Raw genomic sequence first — 19305 nt, 5'->3', positions numbered from 1 at the left:
AGGGGGGCAGGGGGGATTTAAAGCGGTGGCATTGGCCCAAACGGAATTGTTCTGGCGAGCCGGCGCTTTAAATCCCCCCTTGATCCCCCCTTTTTCAAAGGGGGGAAACTCTATGAAGGAAATTTGTGAAATCCTCCCGAACCTTCAAAAGAACGCTCCGCTTCGACAAGCTTCGCGGCGTCGAGCGGGAGGTCGCCCAGCTCCTGAAGGAATTGGCGGCCAATAAATCCTTCTCCCAGCTTCCGCCGGGCCTGCTCGGCGATCTCAAGCTCGGTATCGTCGAGGGCTTGGCCAATGCCTTCCACCATGCTTCGAGCGACGGCAAGAAGCCGGCCTTGCTCCGCTTCGAGGCCAATCCCAAGCGGATCGAAGTGGTGGTCGAGGACCAGGGGCCCGGCTTTTCCTTGACGGCCTTGCTGCGGCGCCGCTCGCCTTCCGAGCTCGAGAGCCGGGGGCGGGGCCTCTTGATCCTGAAGAACCTGTTCGACAGCATTCACTACCGCCGGGGCCGGACCAACCGCCTGATCCTGCGGCGCAAGCTCTCCCGGCCCAAGCGTTTCGACGACGCGATCGAGCTCTTCAACCTCCTGCAGGAAGGAATTCAGCAGCTTCGGCCCAAGCACCAGCTTTACGAGCGCTTCATCGACTTCGTCGTCGGCCGTTTCAACGTCCAGCGGGCCTCCTTCCTTCTGTTCGATGCCGAAAGCGGCCTGCTCAAGGTGGCGACCTCCCGCGGAATCAGCCCCCGAGTCGCCAAGGGCACCGCCATCCAGCCGGGCGAGGGAGTTTCGGGCTTCGTGTTCAAGACCTCGCGGCCGCTGCTGGTCAACAACACCGCCCGGGTGAAGCAGGGCACGCCCAAGCCTCGGCGCCAAGGCTATGACAGCAAGAGCTTCGTCTCGGTTCCGGTGGTGGTTTCGCCGCTCCACTTGGGCGAGGAGACCATCGGCGTGCTCAACTTGACCGACAAGCGCGATGGATCGAGCTTCACCAACGAGGAGCTCAAGCTGCTCAACCTGATGGCAACCCAGGCCGCCACTGCCTTCCGGATCCGCGATTTGATCGACGCGGTCCAGAGCCACGAGCGGGCCAACCGGGAGTGGCAGATCGTTCATGAAATCCAATCCCGGCTGCTGCCCGACAGCTTCCCGGCCGTCGGCGACTTGGAAGTTGCCGGCCGCTGTCAGCTCTCGGCCCGCGGCGGCGGCGATTATTTCGACGTCCTGAAGATCGACAAGGTCCTGCGCGGCGTGGTCGCCGATGTCTCGGGCCACGACGTCGGCTCGGCGATCACGATGGCCTCGTTCCGCTCGATCTTTCGCTCGATGGTTTTCGACCCCAATTCGCCGGGTTATTTGCTGCAAGTCCTGCGCTGGGCCATGCATGAGGATTTGCTCAAGCTCCACCAGTTCATTTCTTGCTGGATCTTCGAGTATAAGGCCGGCGGCAAGGTCAAGGTTTCGGGCGCCGGCCACCCGCCCTTGCTCCATTTCCGGTCCGACCTCAAGAAGTGGCAGACGACCTTCTCCAAGCATCTCCCGCTGGGTTTGGAGGACGAGTCGAAGCCGCAGAATTCCTCGATCGTCATGGGCAAGGGCGACGTCCTGATCCTCTACACCGATGGTCTCTTCGATCCCCGGATGCGGGCCACCGGCTTCGACAAGCAGACCTTCTGCGACTTCATCGAGAATCATCTCCACTTGAACACCGATCAGCTGGCGGGCGAAGTGGCCCGCGAAGTCAAGCCCCACCATTTGGCGCTGGGCAATCCCGACGACATCGCTTTCCTCATCCTTCGCCGGAGGGCCTGATGAGCCGGCTGGACGCCTTCCTCGGCTCGGCCGGGCAGGAGTACCGGCAAATGCGTCCCGGGCTGGAGCGAATCCGAGCCGCTCTCGACTTGGTCGGCCATCCCGAGCGAAGCTTCGCTTCGGTCCTGATCGCCGGCACCAACGGCAAGGGCTCGACCGCTCGGATGGTGGAGTCGGTCCTGCGCCGAGCCGGCCATCGCGCTGGTCTTTATACTTCGCCGCATTTGCTTCGTTTTCCGGAGCGAATCCTGCTCAGTGGACAGGAGGCTTCCGAGGAGCTGCTCGAATCCATCCTCGAGGAATGGGCTGGGCGGGGCTTCTGGGAGGGCGAGGGCCGTTGGCCGGCGGCCGGCGAGCAGCTGACTTGGTTCGAGAAGGCCACGCTCCTGGCCTTCGAGGCCTTTCGCCGGGCCCAGATCGAGATCGCGGTTCTCGAAGTCGGCTTGGGTGGGCGGCTGGACGCGACCAATGCGGTTGATCCGCGGGCATCGGCGGTGACCAGCATCGGCCTGGACCATGCCGAGATCCTCGGTTCCACTCTAGCCGAGATCGCACGAGAAAAAGCCGGTGTTCTGCGCCCAGGCCGGGCCACGGTGCTCGGTTCCTTGGCCCCCGATCTTTTGGCGCTTTATCGGCGCTGGGCGGAAGAGGCCGGCGCCCGATTGATCGAGGCCAAGCTTCCGCTGGGCGGCACCGAGAAGTTTTCCTACGGCCCTTATCGCGACCTGTCGCTGGCGCTGGAAGGCCGCCATCAATTGGCCAATGCCGCGGTCGCGATCGAGCTGCTGACCGCGCTGCAAGAGCAGGGCTTTCCTTGGGAGGAGGAAGCGCTTCGCGAGGGCCTGCGGACGGTTCAGAATCCCGGCCGGCTGCAGTGGCTGCCGGGCGAGCCGCCGCTGCTCTTGGATGGAGCCCACAATCCGCCGGCCTTCCAGGCTCTGGCCGAATACCTCCAAGGGCTGGAGCGAAAGAAAAATGTCTTCCTCATGGCCATGATGAAGGGGAAGGACCCGGCGGCCGCGATGGACACTCTGGGTCCCTTGGCCGGCACTTTCGTTTTCACCGAGCTCGGCGGCTCCCGGTCGCTGCCGCTGGCGGCATGGCAGGATTTGGCGGAAAAAAGAAGATTTCACACGGTCTTTTTCGCCAACCCTCGAGCGGCCCTTGAGGCGGCGCGGGAGCTGGCTGGCCCCGAGGGCCGGGTCATCGTCACCGGCTCCTTATTTTTAGTGGCCGAAATTCTGGGAAATCGCGTTTGCCATTCTAACAACTCGGGTGCTATTGCCGCCCGGCCTCGTTTCCCCTAGGATCGAGGCGAATAGAAATCAAAAGGAGTGTTTATGAAGCGTTTCGCTCTCTTGGCGGCCGTGGCCGCGGTTCTCTTCTCGGTCCAATCCTTTGCCTGCGAAGGCGACAAGAAGCACGAAGGCAAGGACAAGGCTCCTCAAGCCCAGACCGAAACCCCCTCGGCTCCGGTCGCGACGACCCAGACCGGTAAATAATTTTCCCACCGAACAACCCTCCCCCCTCGCGGGGGAGGGAGATTTCGCCGCAGGCGAAATCGGAGAGGGGGCGTGGCAAAGCAAGCATTGACTTAACGCCACGCCCCCTCTCCCCAACCCTCTCCCGCAAGGGGAGAGGGTGAAGAATTTTCTAGCGCGACTTGGCAAATCTGTTAGGACCTCCTGCTCGGAGGAACCCATGACCAAGCTCCCGCTCTTCGGCCTCATCGCCGTCCTAAGCCTCGGCGCCTGCGCCCCCAAAAAATCCGCCTGCACCTACCAGACCGACCCCAAGGGGATTCAAATCGGCTGGACCGCCTTCAAGTTCACCGAAAAGCTGGCGGTCAAGGGCCGCTTCAACAAGTTCCAAGCCATGGGCCCCGGCTCGGCCGACAGCTTGGAGAAGCTGCTCACCGGCCTTCACATGGACATCGACGGGGCCTCGGTCGAGACCGACAATCCCGGCCGCAACGCCACCATCCAGCAATTCTTCTTCGAGAAGTTCAATCCGCCTTCGTCCATCCACGCGATGGCGACTAAAGTCGAAGGCGACGACCTGAAGGGCACCCTCACGATCAACCTCAAGTTGAACGGCGTCGCCAAGGACGTGGCCTTTCCCTACACCGTCGCCGCCGACGGCACCTTGGAGGCCAAGGGGACAATCGATATGATGGATTTCGGGCTTCAACCGGCTTTCGATTCGCTGCACCAGGCCTGCGAAGACCTGCACAAGGGGCCCGACGGGGTTTCCAAGACCTGGACCCAGGTCGACCTTTCGGTCAGCGGGAAGTTCCAAAAATCCTGTTCTTGAGCTTGGGCTCGCGGTCGAGCACTTCTTCCCAGCGCCAACGGTTCCGCGAGGTGATGCCGACCTCGTTTAGCTCCCTTTCGTTCCACCAGGCCTCGGTCGTGCCGAAGCGCTGGGCCATTTCACCAACCGAAGGATGGCCGGGCTGCCCTTTGCGGTACTCGAAAAGGATCTGGCCGAGGCTGCCGGGCTGGGCCAAATAAAGAGCCAGCTTCCGGGCATCCTGGGAATGGGGCTGCAGGTAGAAGCTCCGGCCGAAGCGAATCCGCTTCCAGTCGAACTCGGGATGGAAGGTTCGATTGGCGGCTTCGATCAGCTGGGCTTGGGGAATTTCCAGCGCTTCACTCAAGAGGCTCAAGACCCGCGGAGTCGGATAGTCTTGATTGGTTTCAAGCCGGCCCAGGGCCTTCACGCCGATGCCGGTGCGGGCTTCGAGGTCGGCCAGGTTCTGGTAGCCCAGCGGGTTCTTCCGGGCGGCGAAGATCTTCCAGCCCAAGCCGCGGCGGCCGGCGGCGCTGCCGGCGTGGAACCGGAGTCTTTCGACATCGGAATCTCTCTCCAAGTAAATGGGATAGCGCGGCAGCAGCCAGAGGCGCTCCTCGAGGTCGGGGAAGCGTCCGCGGTTGGAATCGACCACCAAGTCACGGACGTCGGCCCGATAAATTTCGGCGAGGGCCCGCAAGACTTTGAAGGACATCTTGGGCGTCGATTCCTCGTAATCCCGGATGCCGGTCCAGAGGCAGGGCTCACCGGTCATTTCGGTCACCATGGCGGCCACCGCGCTGCGGCCGAGGCCGGCATCCTCGCGCAGCTTTCGCAAACGCGCGGGCAAAGGAAGCGCGGTGGCTCGCGGCGTCCAAGGGCCCAGACGGCGGCCGGCTTCGGCGGCGTTTTCTTGATAACGGTCGAGCGTTTCCAGCCAAGGCCGGACCGGGCCGGTCGACAGGCCGCGGGCTTTTAGGAACCGGTACCAATCCTGCCAAGTGCGGTCGTTGGGCTCGTGGAGGCCTTGCTCGGCCTCGCGCCAATGCTGGGTCGAAAATCCCTCGCGCTGGCTCAGCTCGTTGGCGCCGATCGGCTCGGCTTGACCTTTGCGGTAGCCGAAAAGAGTTTGGCCGAGAGTCCCGGGGTTTTTGGCGTAGGTCCGAACCAAGTCGGCATCCTTGGAGTTGAGATCCAGATGCAGGCTTTGGCCCGGAAACAGCGCCGCCATGTCGAGCTCGGGATAGAAGGTGCGGTTGGCGGCGTCGATCAATTCCTGGGGACGGAATCGAAGCGTTCGCGCTAAGCCTTGGACGGCTTGCCAGGAGGGGTAGCGCCGATTCTCCTCGGCGTCGACCAGGCCCGATTCCATTCCAACCGCCTCCCGAAAGTCCCGGGTGTAGAAATATCGAAAGGGATCCTTGCGCCGCGAGAAAACCAGCCAACCGAAGCTGTTTCGCCGCGGGTCGCGCCGGGCGAAATGCTCCAATCGGCGGAGGTCCGATTTGTCCTCGAGGTAGATCGGGTAAGATTCGGTGGTCCAGGCCTTTTCCTCGATTTTGGGGAAGCGGGTTCGGTTGGACGCCGCGATCAAGTCGCGGATGTCGGCTTGATAAATCTCGGCCAAGGCTCGGAGGGTTTTCAGCGGGATGGCCTGGGCCGAGGAGCGCTCGTAAGTCAGGATCGTCTTGGCTTCCTTGGCTTCACCGGTCAGCTTGGCCACCCGCTCGGCGACCTGGGATGGCGACAGCCGGTAGCTTTCGCGCAGGTTTCGCAGGTGTTGGGGCAGCGGACCCAGCCGGGCCGGCGGACGCCAATATCCGTGGAGGCTGAGCTCATGGGACCGAGCCGCCGGGCTCGGCGGCGCTTGCTGGGGACGGCGGTGATAGACGAGCTTGGAGCCGTCCATCAGCCGGACCTCGGCGTTTTGCAGCCAAGGATGACCCTGGAAAATGCGGTCCATCCGAATCTCGATGTCCAGCATTTGGCTTCGGCTCGAGGTGTGGGTGTAGGACCGGTCGTAGATCTCGATCGCCAGGCGGCTGCAGTCCTCGGGCACCCGGATTTCGGCGATGCGGTCGAGGATGAAGGTCGGCAAGGGAGCGGAAGCGGCCGGCGCTTGACGTGGGGCGCTGCTGGAGCCGGTATCGTCGAAACTTTCCATCATCAAGATCGGAACGCCGGGTCCGCCGGCAAAGGCGGCAGCTCGGGCCCCGGCAAAGCGGCGAAAGCGGGGAGCGGCGGATTGAATGCGGAACTCGAGCTCCCTTTGCCGAGTCGCGTGGGCCTCGCCCAAGGCGCTGGAGAGCACCCGACCGCCGACCTTGAGCTGGAGCAGGGTGACCACCGAATCGAGCAGCGAATCGTCGAAGCTGCCGGCTGCGCGGAGTCCCCAGCGCGCCTCCAGCCCATGAGCCGCCATCAACCCGCCTAGCATGGCGCCGTCTTGTATAAGTCTTGGCAGTGGCACCCGGGCGCCGAGGCCGGCGGTGATCGACCGCGCCGTTGCTCCGCCGACTTTCAACATGCCGAGGGAAATGTAGCTGGTCGCCAATTCTTGGCCGAAGCCAGGCTCGGGAAAGTTCCGGCCCAGCGCCCGGCGGGCGCCTCGCCCCAGGGCGACGAAGGCCGGCGCTTCGAGGGCGAAGCCGCCCAAGCTAGCCAGGCTTTTCGCCGCGAAGCCCCGAGTGAGAGCGGATTCCGGGGCGGACAGTAAACGGAAGAGCAAGGCGCCGCGGGTCAGGCCGTAGACGGCTTGGGCCCCGGCCATCGCGATGAGACTCGAGGGTTCGGTGGCTTCGCGGAAGAAATGGCCGGCGAGGACTTCGGCTCGGTCGCCGAAGTTGCCGCGGCCGAGGAGGGCCTCGCGGCGGCGAAGGGCTCTCGCGATAATGGGATTTGTAGCCAGGGGCTTTAGCCCCGCCTCTCCGATTGCGGTTGGAAGAGCGGGGCTGAAGCCCCTGGCTCCACGAGTGGCGATAGCTTCGTAAATCGCAAGGGCTTTTGCCTCCCGCCCAGCTTTTTCTTCCCGCCCGGCCAGGTGGAGCAAGCCTTCGCCGAGGAGCTCGGAGTCTTTTTCCCGGCTCAAGGCTTCGAGCGCGCGGCGGGTCGAGGGGGCCCAAGCGGCTTGGCTCAGCAGCCCGGTGCAAATTTGCCGAGCCCCCTCCATTTTTATCTTCCTCTTTTATCCTTGCTGGCCGCCGGCTCGGCGACGGGCCGTCCGGTGAGCTCGGCATATTGCTGGTTGAGCTGCTGGACCAAGGCGCTGCGCAGCGCCGGCCCGCGCGGTGCGGGATTATCCGGAATGAGGGTCTCATAGCGGAGCGGCTCGCCGAAACGGAAGACGTACTCCCGGCCCAGAGCCGCGCCGCGGCGCAGGAAGGCGTCGCCGTTCTGCTTGGGGAAGATCACGCCGCCGTTGACCATGCCGATGGGCAGGATCGGAACGCGGGCGGCTTCCATCGTCATCGCCACGCCGGGCTTGCTTCCGTAAATCGGGCCCTCAAAGCGATCGCCGTTCTCGCGGTAGCGGACCGGATTGCGGGTTCCGCCCGGGAACACGATGATCGAGCGGCCGGTCTCCTGGATGAAGCGGCCGGCATTGCCCATCACCGCCATGGCCGCCCGGCGGTCGGATCGGTCGATGGCGAGATGGCCGTATTGGTCCATCGGGCCGAGCAAGGCCCGGATCGCGCCGAAGGCCGGCGGCTTGGGGAAAGGATCGAAAAATTTGCGGTCGGCCATGAAGAAAGCCCGAATGCCGTAGTCGTGGAGCACCGAGGGCACGTTCATGAACTCGGCGCCGCTGTCGTGGGTCGGAGCGGCGACCAGCGGGGTGTTGCCGACCTCGCGGGCGTTTTCGCTGTTCTCGATCCGCAGCCGGGTTTGGGTGCGGTCGAGCATCCGCCAGCCCCAGCTTCGGGCGTGGAGGGTCAAATAGAGGTCGGGCGTGGGGTCGAATTCGCCCAGCCGCTTGGCGACGCTGACGATGCCCAAGGTGTCGTCCAGCAGATAGCGCCAAAGGGCGCCGCGGCTGAATTCGGCGCTGGCCTGCCAGCCGCGCGGCTGGATCACGGTGCTGTTGCCGTCGCGGCGGATCACCATGTCGGGGAAGATTCGGCCTTCCCAGCGGGTCGGGGTGATATTGTGGAGGTTGAGCGTGGTCTCGACGGCTTGGCGGTAGCTCTGCCAGGCCGCTTCGTAGCCCTCGGCCTCGCTGACGTGAAGCTGGTTGTGCTCGGGGTTGGCCGGATCGCGGCGCCGTTCGTTCCATTGGCGGACGAAGTCGTAGTAAGCGGTCTGAGTTTCGAGAAGATTGCTCTTCAGGTCCTTGCCCTGGTCGCGGAGCTGGAAATAGTAGTCGGCCTGCTCGAGCAGGGTGTCGCGGCCCTGAGCGTTGTCGCGGCCGGCGAGGGTGGCGCCCATCCGCTCCAGCAAGATTCGCTCGGTGCGGCTCAGCTCCTGGCGGTTGGCCCGCTTGCTTTCGATCTGGTCCAAAAGCTTCAGGCGGGCTCGCACGGTTCTTTGGAGGCGACGGAGGCCATCGGCCAACACCGGTGGTTGGCCGTCCATGAGACCTTCTTGGCCCAAGCGCATGTTGAGCTCGGTCAAGCGGCGGACGAGGATTTGGCCGGTGCGCGACTCCAGCACCTGGTCGATCAGGTCGAGGTCCCGGAGCATCCGGGTGTTTTCCTCGGCCTTGCCGGCGACGCCCTGGTTGGCGCGGACGGTCGATTCGAGCCGGTTCCTTTCGGCGGTCAGCTCGCGATTTCCCTCGGCGCTCGGATAGAGCTCCTCGATGCCGCGGAACCGGGAAGCGATGGCGGTCTCGACCGAGAGGTCGACCGGCCGGGCATAGGGCGCGAAGGCTTCACCGATCGACGGAACCTCGCGCTGGTATTCGGGCATGGTGCCCAAGGTCAGCCAAAGCGTTCGCAGCAGGTTGGCCCGGGTCGTCGCGGACCGGCCGTTGCTTTCGGCGCTCAAATCCATCAAGGCATTGGCCGGGACGAATTGGGTCGCGTGGACCGTCGGTCCTTGGCGTAAAGGCAGCGGCCGGTCGGGCTTGGGCCAGAGCCGATAGGCGTTGAGGCTCGAGGTGACCAACAGGTTTTGGGGCCGGCCGGTCATGGCCGCGGCCCGGTCGGCGATGTTGAAGCTGCGGCCACCCTGGGGCGGACTCAGGATCGAGGAGATCGCCGGATAGGGATCGTAAGCGAAGGGATTCACCAATGAAGTGATCGCCATGGTCAGCTCGTCGTAGACCGCCGCGCTGCGCGCGCCCGGACGGAGGCCCGGCAGGTCGCCCGAAGCCATGGCTCGGGCCAGGTTGGTGACCGAGGTGTCGTACTCCAGCGCCGAATCGGCCACCGGCTCGGTCAGCAGGTCGATGGCCCGCTCCATCACCGGTCCGACCAGCTTGCCCAGGCCTTCCTTAGCGCCGATTCGCATGGCGTCGCGCGAGGAGGCCAAAGGCCCCAATTGGGCGGCCCGGGCGAAAGGCGTGCCACCCTGGAGGAAGTCGAGCCAAGAATTGTGATTGCCGGCGGCGACCACCGGTTCGCCTCTCACCAAATTGCGAACGTTGGGGTCGACCACGAAGCTGGATCCGGTATTGCTGGCCACTTCCGAAGACCAATTCAGAAAGTGCCGGTCCATGACCGCGGTGGTCTCACCGCGCTCCAAGGCGCTGAACAGCGCGGTGGCCCGCAAGGAGCTTCTCCACAGGATGGGCCAGCCGGCGGCGAGAGACTCTCGCAGGTTGTGGCGCGAGGAGGAGTCGACCTTGTCGACGAAGGGCAGCATCAGGGGGCTGACCGCGCGGAAGTCTCCGCCCGGGATCATCACTTCGTCGTGGGAATGGCGAATGAAGGTCCGAAGCTCGGCGATCCGTTGGGCCGCCACTTGGAGGTTGCGGCCGGCGTCGCGGCTGTTGTTGCCGCGGGTTGCGGGATTTTCGAAATTTTTGATGGCATTGTCGGCCGCGGTTTTCAGCTCCTGGAAGCGCTCGCCATGGCGGAGGTTCAGTTCGGTGCGGCCGGCGACCCGGCGCAGCTCTTGCAGCTGGGCCTCGTTGACGATGTTGATGTTCTCGAAGCTGAGCTTCATCGACCGCCAATAATCGTTGCCGAGCTCGTTGAAATGGCTTTCGGCTTGGTTGAGCTGGAGTCTCAGGTCGGCGACTTGGAGATTGACCGCTTCGCGCTCGTTGAGCTCCCAGAAGGCCTCGTTGGCCTTTTCGATCGAGCGGAAACCCTCGCGCAGTTGCCGGGTCGTCTCATGGAACTCGGGATAGTATTGGGATTGGGCCTGCCCGGCCCTTTCGACGATCGCCGGGTCCAGCGCTTCGAAGCTCCAGCGGTCCGCCGGCAGGCGGTCGATCAGCTCGAGCGCCGCCTGCTCGTAACGGCGCTGAACCGCCAGCGGCGGCATCGAATCAAAGCCGAAGATCCGGATCGCCGAATGAAAAGCCCGGCTCAAGGGGCCGCGGGCTTCGATCAAGTCCATTTGCTCGGCCGCTCCCAAGAGCGCTTCGGCATGGCCGCGAAGGTCGCCTTCCAGTCCAGGCAGCATGCGGCGAACCGACCCGACCAGCTCGGCCCGGCTTGCGTCCTGCAATCCGCGGTTGAACAATTCTTGACGGGCGGCCTCGACCAGGAAAATTCGGGAACGCAGGGGGTCGCCGAGGTAACGGTTCATCGCGATCCGCAGACGGCCGACCGATTTGGTGTAGGCGATATTGGCGGTGTTGGACAGGCTCTTGATCTCTTGCTCGTAGGCCTGGCGCTGGGCGACGTCCTCGGTGCCGGCGATCTCGGCTCGGATCCTCGCGATGTCGGCCTTAGTGCCGGGCGTGGTTTCGTTGCCGAAAAACCTTTCGCGCTGCTGGGCGATCTCATTGTGGAATTGGTCGACCGCTTGGCGGACGGCGGCGGTTTCCTCGAGGCCGCGCAGCAAGGGGTGCTCCAGAATGCGATGGAGCCGCTCCTGGCGGAAGGCGTGGGCGTTGCGCGCCATCGAGTGAACGGTTTCGGGTTCGATCCCGACTTCACGGAGCCGGCTGTCGCTCAAGTTCCGAAAAGCTTCTTCACTGCTCCAATCCCGGGTTCGCTCCCAAAGCAAGCGAGCCTCCGCGAAATCGGAGCCCGAGCCCGGGGTCAGTCGCTCCAGCGCCCGATGGTAGTCGGACGCCAGGTCGTTGACCCGCTGGAAATCGAGAGTCGGCAAGCCTTGCAGGACCGGCTCGAGCGCTTCCCGCTGCCGGGCTTGGAATTCGAAGACCCGCTGCATCAGGTCGAGGAATTGGCCCTGGATCTCGGGCGAGTGGCGCAGCTGGGCGGCTCCCCAGCGCAAGAAGGCCAGAGCCCGGCGGTTTTGGCCCAAGGCTTCGGCCCGCAGCATGCCTTCGCGGACCGAGCGCGGCGTTGGCGAGGGCCGTTCGATGGGCGGCTGGCTCAGTGGCCGGCTCACGTCGGTCCAGGCGTTCCAGTTGAGCTTGGCCGCCAGGTTTTGGAAGCCCTTGATGAGACCGGCGGTGCGGCCGGCGCGACGGCTTGACGGACGGGAGCGAGGACCGGAGCCGGGAGGCGGCGTCGACAGCGCCGGCGGCGGGGTCGAGACGGCCTCGGACGGCGGCGCGCTGGGGCCGGAGCCTCGACCGCCGGTGGGATCGATCATCATCAAGACATGGTCCAAAGCCGGAGCTCGCTCGCCGCCGGGCAGCGGGGCGCCGTTGGCCGTGACCATTTCGGGGCCGAAGAGATTCCCGAAACCGCCGTTCGCCGCGTCCGAGCCGCGTTCGCGGGCATGCGAAGTCAGATCGCCGCGCAGGTGCAGCTCTTGATTCATCCGGCCCAAGCCCGGCGCCGCCCGGTGCAGCAAATTGCCGGCGACGTTGAATTGCAAAAGCATCACGGCCGAGTCGAGCAGGGTGGTGGCACCGTCGACCCGTTGGCGCAGGCCGAGGCGGGTCTCCGCTTCGTGGCCCAAGAGAATGCCGCCGAACATGCCGGCCTGGTTGAAGGCGCCTTGCATCGGCGTCGCCGCCATTCCCGGCGTCATGCCCTGGACTCGGCGATACAGTCCCGAGCTCAAGGCTCCGCTGGCCCGCAGCGCGCCCAAGGTGATGTAGCTCGCGGCGACCTCGTGGCCGACCGCGCCCAAGCTCCAGTCCTGGCTTTGGCCGAAGCCGGCATTGGCCAAGCGGGTGAAAGCGGTGAAGCTCGGCGCTTCGACCAAGTAGGCGCCGGTCGAGGCGGCCAGGCGGGCGCCGGCGCCGCGAGTCAAAATGGAAGCTGTCGGCGAAGCCGCTAAGCGGGAGAGCAGGGCCATCCGGGTCACGCCGAAAACCGCTTGGGCGCCGGCCATGCCGATCAGCGCCGAGGGGCTGGAAGCCTCGCGGACGAAACGGCGAGCCAGGACTTCGGCCCGAGCGCCGGTGTCGCCGGAGCCCATCAGGGCGTCGCGTCGCGCGACACTGCGCGCTCGGATGGGGTCGAGCTCGGAACGGCCGTTCAATTCATCGGCTTGGGCTTGATAAATCGCCAGGGCCAATTCATCGCGGTTGTCGCGTTCGAGGCGGCCGGCCAGGTTGAGCAGGCCCTCGTGGAAGAGCTCGGCGTCGGCCTCGCGGCCGAGGCTTTCAAGCTCGCGCCGGGCCGAAGCCGGCAAATGGGCGCCCAATTGGGCTTGAAGCTGAGAATGAAAGGAAAGGTGATGGCTTTCCGCCGAAGGTAGAGATCCCGAACCTTGCCCCGAGGTCCCCAATCTTAGCTGCAAATCGGTCGTCATGACTCCCTCTTAACCGGATTCCATGGGCTCAAAACCCTTTCCGTCTTACCCCGAAAAAGGCTCTGGATCTGCGTCAGCCGCCGGCTTCCCCTGCCGGCTCAAGCGCAAAATCCTTTTCAAATGCCCAGAAATTAAAGTAAATCTTGCTATATCGAATTTCGTCCGACGGCGACTTTTGTTGCGTCATTCCTTCGTCATTTCAGGAGCTTAATATGGCCTTGTTCCCCACCGTCCGGTTGCGCCGCCTTCGCGAGAATCCCCTGGTGCGCGACTTGGTCCGGGAAACGCGGGTTCACCCCGCGTCGCTGGTGATGCCGATGTTCATCAAAGCGGGCAAAAAAGAGCGGCGTCCCATCGCGGCCATGCCTGGAATTTTCCAATTTTCTCCGGACGAGGCTCTGAAGGAATGCGAGGCTTTGGTCAAGTCCGGAATCCGCTCGGCGCTGCTTTTCGGCATCCCCGAAACCAAGGACGCGGTGGCCAGCTCGGGCCGGGGCGAGAGCGGGGTGGTTCAGCAGGCTTTGCGGCTGATCAAGAAGGAAATCCCGGAGCTGCTGCTGGTCGCCGACGTCTGTCTCTGCGACTACACCGACCACGGCCATTGCGGCATCGTCCAACAGGAGGGGGCGGGCTTCCGGGTCGACAACGATGCGACGCTCGAGGTTTTGAGCCAAATCGCCGGCAGCATGGCCCGGGCCGGCGCCGACTTGATCGCCCCCAGCGACATGATGGACGGACGCATTCAGAAGATCCGGGACGAGCTCGACGCCGCCGGCTTCAAGCACCTGCCGATCCTCTCCTACGCGGTCAAATACGCCAGCGCCTTCTACGGCCCTTTCCGCGAGGCGCTGGACAACGCCCCGCGCTTCGGCGACCGCCGCGGCTACCAGATGGATCCGGCCAATGCCCGGGAGGCCTTCCGGGAGGCCGAGCAGGATCTGGAGGAGGGGGCCGACATCCTCATGGTCAAGCCGGCTTTGAGCTCGCTCGACATTCTCCGCGGGCTTCGCGAGCGCTTCGATGTTCCGCTGGCCGCCTATCAGGTCAGCGGAGAGTACGCGGCGATCAAGCATGCCGCCCGGGCTGGCGCCTTCGACGAGCGGGCGGCGGTCATGGAGACTTGGACGGCCTTGAAGCGGGCCGGCGCCGATATCCTGATCAGCTATTTCGCGAAGGAATATGCGAAGGAGCTGTAGGGTGTCATTCCGAGGAGCAAAGCGACGAGGAATCCCTGCGGAGGGCCTTTACGCCAAGGAGCTCCGTAGGGATCCCTCACTCCGTTCGGGATGACAGGGCCAGGGACGGCGTCAGAATTAGCCCTCCCGACCACAACTCCCGGGTGTTAAACTGCCGATATCTGTAGGGAAATGGGCAGGAATGCCCCGCAAGGAAAACGGAGGATTTAGTGGAGGTTTACTCGACTAAGTCCCCGATTTCACAAGCCAATCCTTCGTCCCTTTGGCCGAGAGCTCCGGCGAAAAAACCGAAGAAGCCACCCCGAAAAGGCTCCGCGAGGCCCGTAAAAAAGGCCAGGTGCCGAAGAGCCGGGACGTCAGCACCATCGCTGTCCTTTTGGCGATGTTCGGCATCATCGCCCTGGGCATGGGGGCGGCCACCAACGAGCTGCGCGAGTTGATGAAGCTTTGCTTCGACGCCGTGATTTCCCACGAGGCGATGGACGGGACCAAGATTTGGGCCTTGGGCAAGGCCTGCGTGCTCACTTTCGCCAAGATCATCCTTCCGATCGCGGTGGCCGGCGCCGTCGTCGCCGCCTTTGTCGGCTTCATGCAAGTCGGCTCGATCTTCTCGATGGAGCCGCTCAAGCCCCAGATGAAGAAGCTCAACGCCCTCGAAGGCTTGAAGAACATGTTCAAGACCCAGACGATCATCGAGCTGGTCAAGAACATCGCCAAGATCTTCGTCGTCTTCTACCTCGCTTATTCGACGGTCGACGACCACATCTACCACATCCTCCAGACTGCCACGATTCCGATCCAAAGCTCGGCCATGATCGGCGGCGACATGCTGAGCAGCTTCATTTTCAAGGTGCTGCTGGCCTTTTTGGTGATTTCGGTCATCGACTTCATGGTCCAGAAAAAGCAGTTCATGAAGCAGATGCGGATGACCAAGGACGAGGTGAAGCGCGAGTACAAGCAGGACGAGGGCGATCCCCACATCAAGGGCCACCGCAAGCAATTGCATCGCGAATTCGCCTTCAGCGACGCCAAGGCGGCGGTGAAGTCGAGCGACGTCGTGGTCGCCAACACCGTCCACGTCGCGGTCTGCATGAAATACGACCGGGAGACGATGGTCGCGCCCGAGATCACGCTCAAGGGTCAACGGGCCTTTGCCGAGATGATCAAGCAAGTGGCGACCGACGAGGGGATCCCGATCATGCGTAACGTCCCGCTGGCTTGGGCGCTTTTCGATTTGGAAGAAGGGGCCGAAATCCCCGAGGAGCTCTACAACGGCGTCGCCGAGGTGCTGGCCTACGTTTACCGGATGAAGCAGATCAAGGAGGCGGAGAGCCAGGGCCGAGGCCGGGAGATCCATTATATTTAATCAACGTTCTCTAAAAGGAACCGATAAGTATTTCAGTTGATATTCCAAGGCTTTGATGACAATTTCCTTGGAAAAGGAGAGGAAAATGAAACCCCAAATAACGGTATGGCTGACTTTGGCGGCTTTGGCCCTGGGCCTAGGCGCTTTTAAGGCGGGCGATGCCGGCGCCGCGGTTTCAATCCAAAAAAAGAGTCCGACCACCCTCGCGGCCAAGCGCTGCGAGAAATGCCGTCGCGGCGATGACGGCAAGATGGTCTGCGAACCCGTTCCTTGCCCCTAAGCGACAAGCAAGGTAAACCCTTCTCGTGAATTCCTCCCGAGTCTTTCAGCATAGCTTCAGGCTTTTGGTTGCGGTCTTGGCGCTGTCCGGCGCCTCCTGCGGCTCTTTCACCGCCGAAGGCGGCATCCCGGCCCAGGCCCTGATCCTGGTCACCGACTCCGCTGGAAATCCGGTGCCCGGGGCCACGGTTTGGGTGCCGGCCGATTCGGGCCAAGCGCCCGGCACCGACACCACCGGCTTGGCCTGCCCGCCGCCACCGGCGCCGGTTCTCTTCGCGTCCTGCACCGGTTCGGATGGGATCGCGCTTCTGCAGTGCGCCGACGGCGTGGTGTTCCTGTTTCAATACGCCAAGGACGGCGTGGAGGGAACGGTCAGCGGGGAATGCGGGAACGGAGATATTTTGCCGGCGCCGCTTCCGTAGCGGCACCCCTTGCGGGTGCCCAGGAGGTTGATCGTCGCCGGCGCCGCCAATGGAGCGACCGCAAGGGTCGCCCCTACCATTGCGCAACTCTAAGCCCTGAGTACCGATACTTTTGAAAGAAAAGGGGGCCCTTTTCGCGCTTGCGGAGGTCCCCTTGACACCCCCCGTTCGAACCGGTGGCGCCCAACGCACCGGGTCAACCACCACCGATTCCGATTTTCTCGACGTCGATCAATTATTGCGCGACCCGGCTCACGCCGATCCGCGACATTTCGCCAGCCAATGGCGGGAGAGCCAGGCCTTTCGTCTCGAGCATTCGACTCTCTACTTGGCGCTCGATGCCTTAAGAGCCTTTTTTGCCGGCAGCGGCGAGTCGGTCAGCGAGGGCCAGACCACCACACTCCGCGAATTTCGGACCTATGCCGAAGCCCATCCCGACGGCATCGAGGCGCTGGCGCTGCGCAATTTGCGAAGCGCGCTGGCCGAGCTGCACGGCGAGCGGGAGCGGCAGGCTCAAGCCGTCTTGGAGATCGTCGGCCGTCCGCCGCCGGCCGCAGCGCCGAGCGCTCCGGCGCGGAGCCCCTCGCGCAGCGCCGCCGAGCTCCAAGCGATCACCGGCAACATTCATTTTGCCGATGCCGCCCTCCGGACTCTCCCGAGCTACTACACTTTGGGCGTCCTGCCGCGGGAGGGACTCAATCAATTGCAGAATGCCGACGCCGGCGTCTCGCTCGGCGCCGAATTTCGGATCGGGGATTTCAACCTCTTCGCCGACGGCTACTTCGGCGCCAATATCGTGTCCGACGGCGCGCCCGATGCCCGCTACCACCGCTTGGGGCTTCGGGTCGGCTTCGTCGAATACGGCAATGCCCTCGGCGGCCGGCGCGGCGAGAGCGGCTTCTATGGCTCCTTCCTGATCGGCGGCCGCTCCCGCACCGGCATCGGGATCGGCGCCGGTTGGTGCGACCGGCTCCAGGCGGCCGACGGCAGCACGGCGCCCTGCGACAATTCGACTTTTCAGATCCTGGCCTTCAACGACAGCGAGCTGGCGAGCATCGGCTACGGCCCCTTCGAGCTCGGCGTCCGCAGCTTGTTCAACAACCAGGCCTTCTTCGTGAACACCGCCCCGACCGGCCTTTCCTCGACCAACCGGGTGCCGCTGGAGTTCTCCCTGACCTGGCATTTGACCTCGCCCCAACGGGCCGACGGCGCGGCGGTTCCGCATCCCGAAGCCACTTGGCCCGGCGTGACTTTCACCGGCCTGCGGATGTTCAACAATTTTTGGCTCAATAACTACCGGCGCCTCCAGGAGTCTTCCTATGAAGGCCTGCGGATCATCTCGCTCCAGGGTGACGTCGCGAGCCGCGGAAATTACGCCCAAACCAACCTCGGCACCTTCTTCAACGGAGTGCTCGGCGGTCTGGACGAGTCGGGAATGGCTCGCCGTCTCCAAGGCGGATTGCGCCACGGCGATACCGCCCAGCGCGTCGCGCTCGGCTCCCTGATGGGCTTGGAAATGCTGACGCTGGCGATCGGCGCGGCCGCGGTGCCCGGCGAGCGCTTCGACAGCGCGACCGGCCAGGTCCACATCGATTTGCAGGGTCAAGCCTTCCAATTGGCTTGGCCGACCGTCCTGACCCGCGACGCCTTGGCGGTGCTCGGCGCAGTCGGCGCCTTCGGCGACACCGAGCAGGTGATCCGCCAGGGGACCAGCGCCCCCGGCTTCGCCCACTTCGCCATCGCCCATGGTCTGCTGACCCTCGGCGGCCTGGTCCTGATTTTGACCAGCGGCGACGGCAGCGGAAACGGCTTCTTCAATATGTCGATTCTGGGCAACCAGCCGCCCAACACCCGGGTCATCGAGGTCGCCGGCAGCGCCTATGATTATCCGAACCAGCGTTCGCAGTATATCCGGCTGGAGACCGGGACCATGGCCCTCGGCTACGGCCTCACCGGGCTGCTCGATTTCGTCCTCGGCCACTACTTGCAGTACGTTCCGGCCCAAAATCGCCGGCTCCAAGAAGAGCTGAACCGCCGCGGCGGCTCCGAACCCGCCACCTCCGATGCCCGGCCCAGCGTCCGGTTGGGCTTGGAAAGCGACGCCCAGACCCGGGTCATGGTGACCGCCGAAGGTCGATTTTAACTTGCCTAAACTTTAGGCACAGGCCGGGAAAGGGCTGAAAAATTAAAGTCTCCCTGCCGCCTTTGACGGGATGCGCCATAAGCCGGCGATTTCTCATGCTTATCGCCAGCAACCTTCCCCCAAATGAGCCGACAAATTGATTGAGAGGGGGCACCAGGTGGAGCGTGGGATAAAAATGCGCCACGGCTGAGGTGTCTTCGGCTCTTATCCATTCGGAGGCACATCATGAGTCCGCCCACTGGCGTTAAAGGGGCTGGCGGCAGTCCCAACATTCCCGCGATCAGTCCCTCGGAAGAGCGCAAAAGCTACCTGCAAAGCTCCGAATTTTTCCTCGATCCCTCGAACACCGCCGATCCCCGCCACCTCCAAAAGAAATGGGAGGAGGACCCCGAATTCCGTCGCAGCCATCCCAAGCTGATGATCCTGCTCGACGCCTTTCAGCGCTTCATGAACCGTGACGCCCGCATCACTCCGGCCAAGCTCCAGGAGGAGGTCGATGTCTGGAAGAACGATCCTGAATTTTCCAAAGACCCGCTGAACCAAGTCGTTTTGGCCAACATGCACCGCATCCTCGGCCGCTTCGAGGATCCGGGCAACGCCGACCAAGCCTCCAAGCTCCGCCAAACCTTGCCGGCTCTGCCCAAGCCGCCGGCGCCGGCCAAGCCGGCCGCGACCGCCGCAGCCGTAGCCGCCCAGGACGAAAAGAAAGACTCGGGACCGCCTCCGGGCTGGCGCTTCAACGCGGTCACCGGCAACTTCCATTTCGTCGACGACACCTTCCGCATCGTTCCCAGCATCCTGACCCTGGGCGTGATTCCCAAGGAAGGCTTCGGCCAAAACCAAAGCTCCGACGTCTCGATCGCTCTCGGCACCGAGTTCAGCTACAAGGATTTCGGCTTCTTCGTCGAAGGATTCTACCAGGACGCCAAGCCCCTGAGCGTGCTCAACAGCGCCTCGCCGACCTTGGGCGACCCGGTTTATAACGCCAAGTTCGGACAGTCCGGAG

Annotated in this window: 12 protein-coding genes; 10 read left to right on the top strand and 2 right to left on the bottom strand. The window is 63.9% G+C overall.

What is annotated here, in order from left to right:
• Positions 1–125: 125 nt before the first annotated feature.
• From VJR29_00950 to VJR29_00935, 4 genes are all read left to right on the top strand, one after another.
• A complete protein-coding gene (locus VJR29_00950) occupies positions 126–1811 on the top strand; it encodes a SpoIIE family protein phosphatase (GenBank protein HKY61962.1) in 1686 nt (561 codons plus the stop codon).
• Positions 1811–3118 (top strand): folylpolyglutamate synthase/dihydrofolate synthase family protein, encoded by a 1308-nt coding sequence (locus VJR29_00945; protein HKY61961.1) that lies wholly within the window; start codon positions 1811–1813, stop codon positions 3116–3118. Before VJR29_00950 ends, VJR29_00945 begins: the two co-directional genes overlap by 1 nt.
• 33 nt (positions 3119–3151) lie before the next feature.
• On the top strand, positions 3152–3313 hold the full coding sequence (locus VJR29_00940) for a hypothetical protein (GenBank protein ID HKY61960.1): 162 nt from the start codon (positions 3152–3154) through the stop codon (positions 3311–3313).
• 199 nt (positions 3314–3512) lie between these two features.
• Positions 3513–4124, top strand: coding sequence for a YceI family protein (locus tag VJR29_00935; GenBank protein ID HKY61959.1), 612 nt, complete (start codon positions 3513–3515; stop codon positions 4122–4124).
• Here the strand turns inward: VJR29_00935 and VJR29_00930 are convergent.
• Together VJR29_00930 and VJR29_00925 are read right to left on the bottom strand one after the other, a co-directional pair.
• The gene (locus VJR29_00930; protein ID HKY61958.1) at positions 4093–7272 is read right to left on the bottom strand and encodes a hypothetical protein; all 3180 of its coding nucleotides are present in this window, start codon (positions 7270–7272) and stop codon (positions 4093–4095) included. The two genes, VJR29_00935 and VJR29_00930, sit on opposite strands and share 32 nt — an antisense overlap.
• 2 nt (positions 7273–7274) lie before the next feature.
• Entirely contained in the window at positions 7275–12893 is a 5619-nt protein-coding gene (locus VJR29_00925) for a lysophospholipid acyltransferase family protein (protein HKY61957.1), read from the bottom strand.
• 212 nt (positions 12894–13105) lie between these two features.
• Here VJR29_00925 and hemB point away from each other — a divergent pair, with 212 nt between their 5' ends.
• From hemB to VJR29_00895, 6 genes are all read left to right on the top strand, one after another.
• Positions 13106–14089, top strand: a complete 984-nt coding sequence (gene hemB, locus VJR29_00920) for a porphobilinogen synthase (GenBank protein ID HKY61956.1) — start codon at positions 13106–13108, stop codon at positions 14087–14089.
• 262 nt (positions 14090–14351) lie between these two features.
• Positions 14352–15455 carry an EscU/YscU/HrcU family type III secretion system export apparatus switch protein gene (locus tag VJR29_00915; GenBank protein ID HKY61955.1) on the top strand — a complete coding sequence of 368 codons (1104 nt, stop codon included), beginning with the start codon at positions 14352–14354 and terminating at the stop codon, positions 15453–15455.
• 85 nt (positions 15456–15540) lie between these two features.
• On the top strand, positions 15541–15735 hold the full coding sequence (locus VJR29_00910) for a hypothetical protein (GenBank protein ID HKY61954.1): 195 nt from the start codon (positions 15541–15543) through the stop codon (positions 15733–15735).
• Positions 15736–15760: 25 nt separating this feature from the next.
• Positions 15761–16156 (top strand): Ig-like domain-containing protein, encoded by a 396-nt coding sequence (locus tag VJR29_00905; GenBank protein HKY61953.1) that lies wholly within the window; start codon positions 15761–15763, stop codon positions 16154–16156.
• A 154-nt stretch (positions 16157–16310) separates the two neighbouring features.
• Positions 16311–18299, top strand: a complete 1989-nt coding sequence (locus VJR29_00900) for a hypothetical protein (protein HKY61952.1) — start codon at positions 16311–16313, stop codon at positions 18297–18299.
• A 225-nt stretch (positions 18300–18524) separates the two neighbouring features.
• Positions 18525–19305: hypothetical protein (locus tag VJR29_00895; GenBank protein ID HKY61951.1), on the top strand; the 781-nt coding region annotated here is incomplete at its 3' end.

This window comes from bacterium, from assembly GCA_035281585.1.
Taxonomy (GTDB): Bacteria; UBA10199; UBA10199; order DSSB01; family DSSB01; genus DATEDP01.
This window is presented reverse-complemented; position numbering and strand designations above follow the sequence as displayed.

What these genes read in the sequence shown, in the direction of transcription:
- VJR29_00945 (HKY61961.1), top strand. Translation starts at nt 1,811, where the DNA reads ATGAGCCGGCTGGACGCCTTCCTCGGCTCGGCCGGGCAGGAGTACCGG.
- VJR29_00940 (HKY61960.1), top strand. Translation starts at nt 3,152, where the DNA reads ATGAAGCGTTTCGCTCTCTTGGCGGCCGTGGCCGCGGTTCTCTTCTCG.
- VJR29_00935 (HKY61959.1), top strand. Translation starts at nt 3,513, where the DNA reads ATGACCAAGCTCCCGCTCTTCGGCCTCATCGCCGTCCTAAGCCTCGGC.
- VJR29_00930 (HKY61958.1), bottom strand. Translation starts at nt 7,272, where the DNA reads ATGGAGGGGGCTCGGCAAATTTGCACCGGGCTGCTGAGCCAAGCCGCT.
- VJR29_00925 (HKY61957.1), bottom strand. Translation starts at nt 12,893, where the DNA reads ATGACGACCGATTTGCAGCTAAGATTGGGGACCTCGGGGCAAGGTTCG.
- hemB (HKY61956.1), top strand. Translation starts at nt 13,106, where the DNA reads ATGGCCTTGTTCCCCACCGTCCGGTTGCGCCGCCTTCGCGAGAATCCC.
- VJR29_00910 (HKY61954.1), top strand. Translation starts at nt 15,541, where the DNA reads ATGAAACCCCAAATAACGGTATGGCTGACTTTGGCGGCTTTGGCCCTG.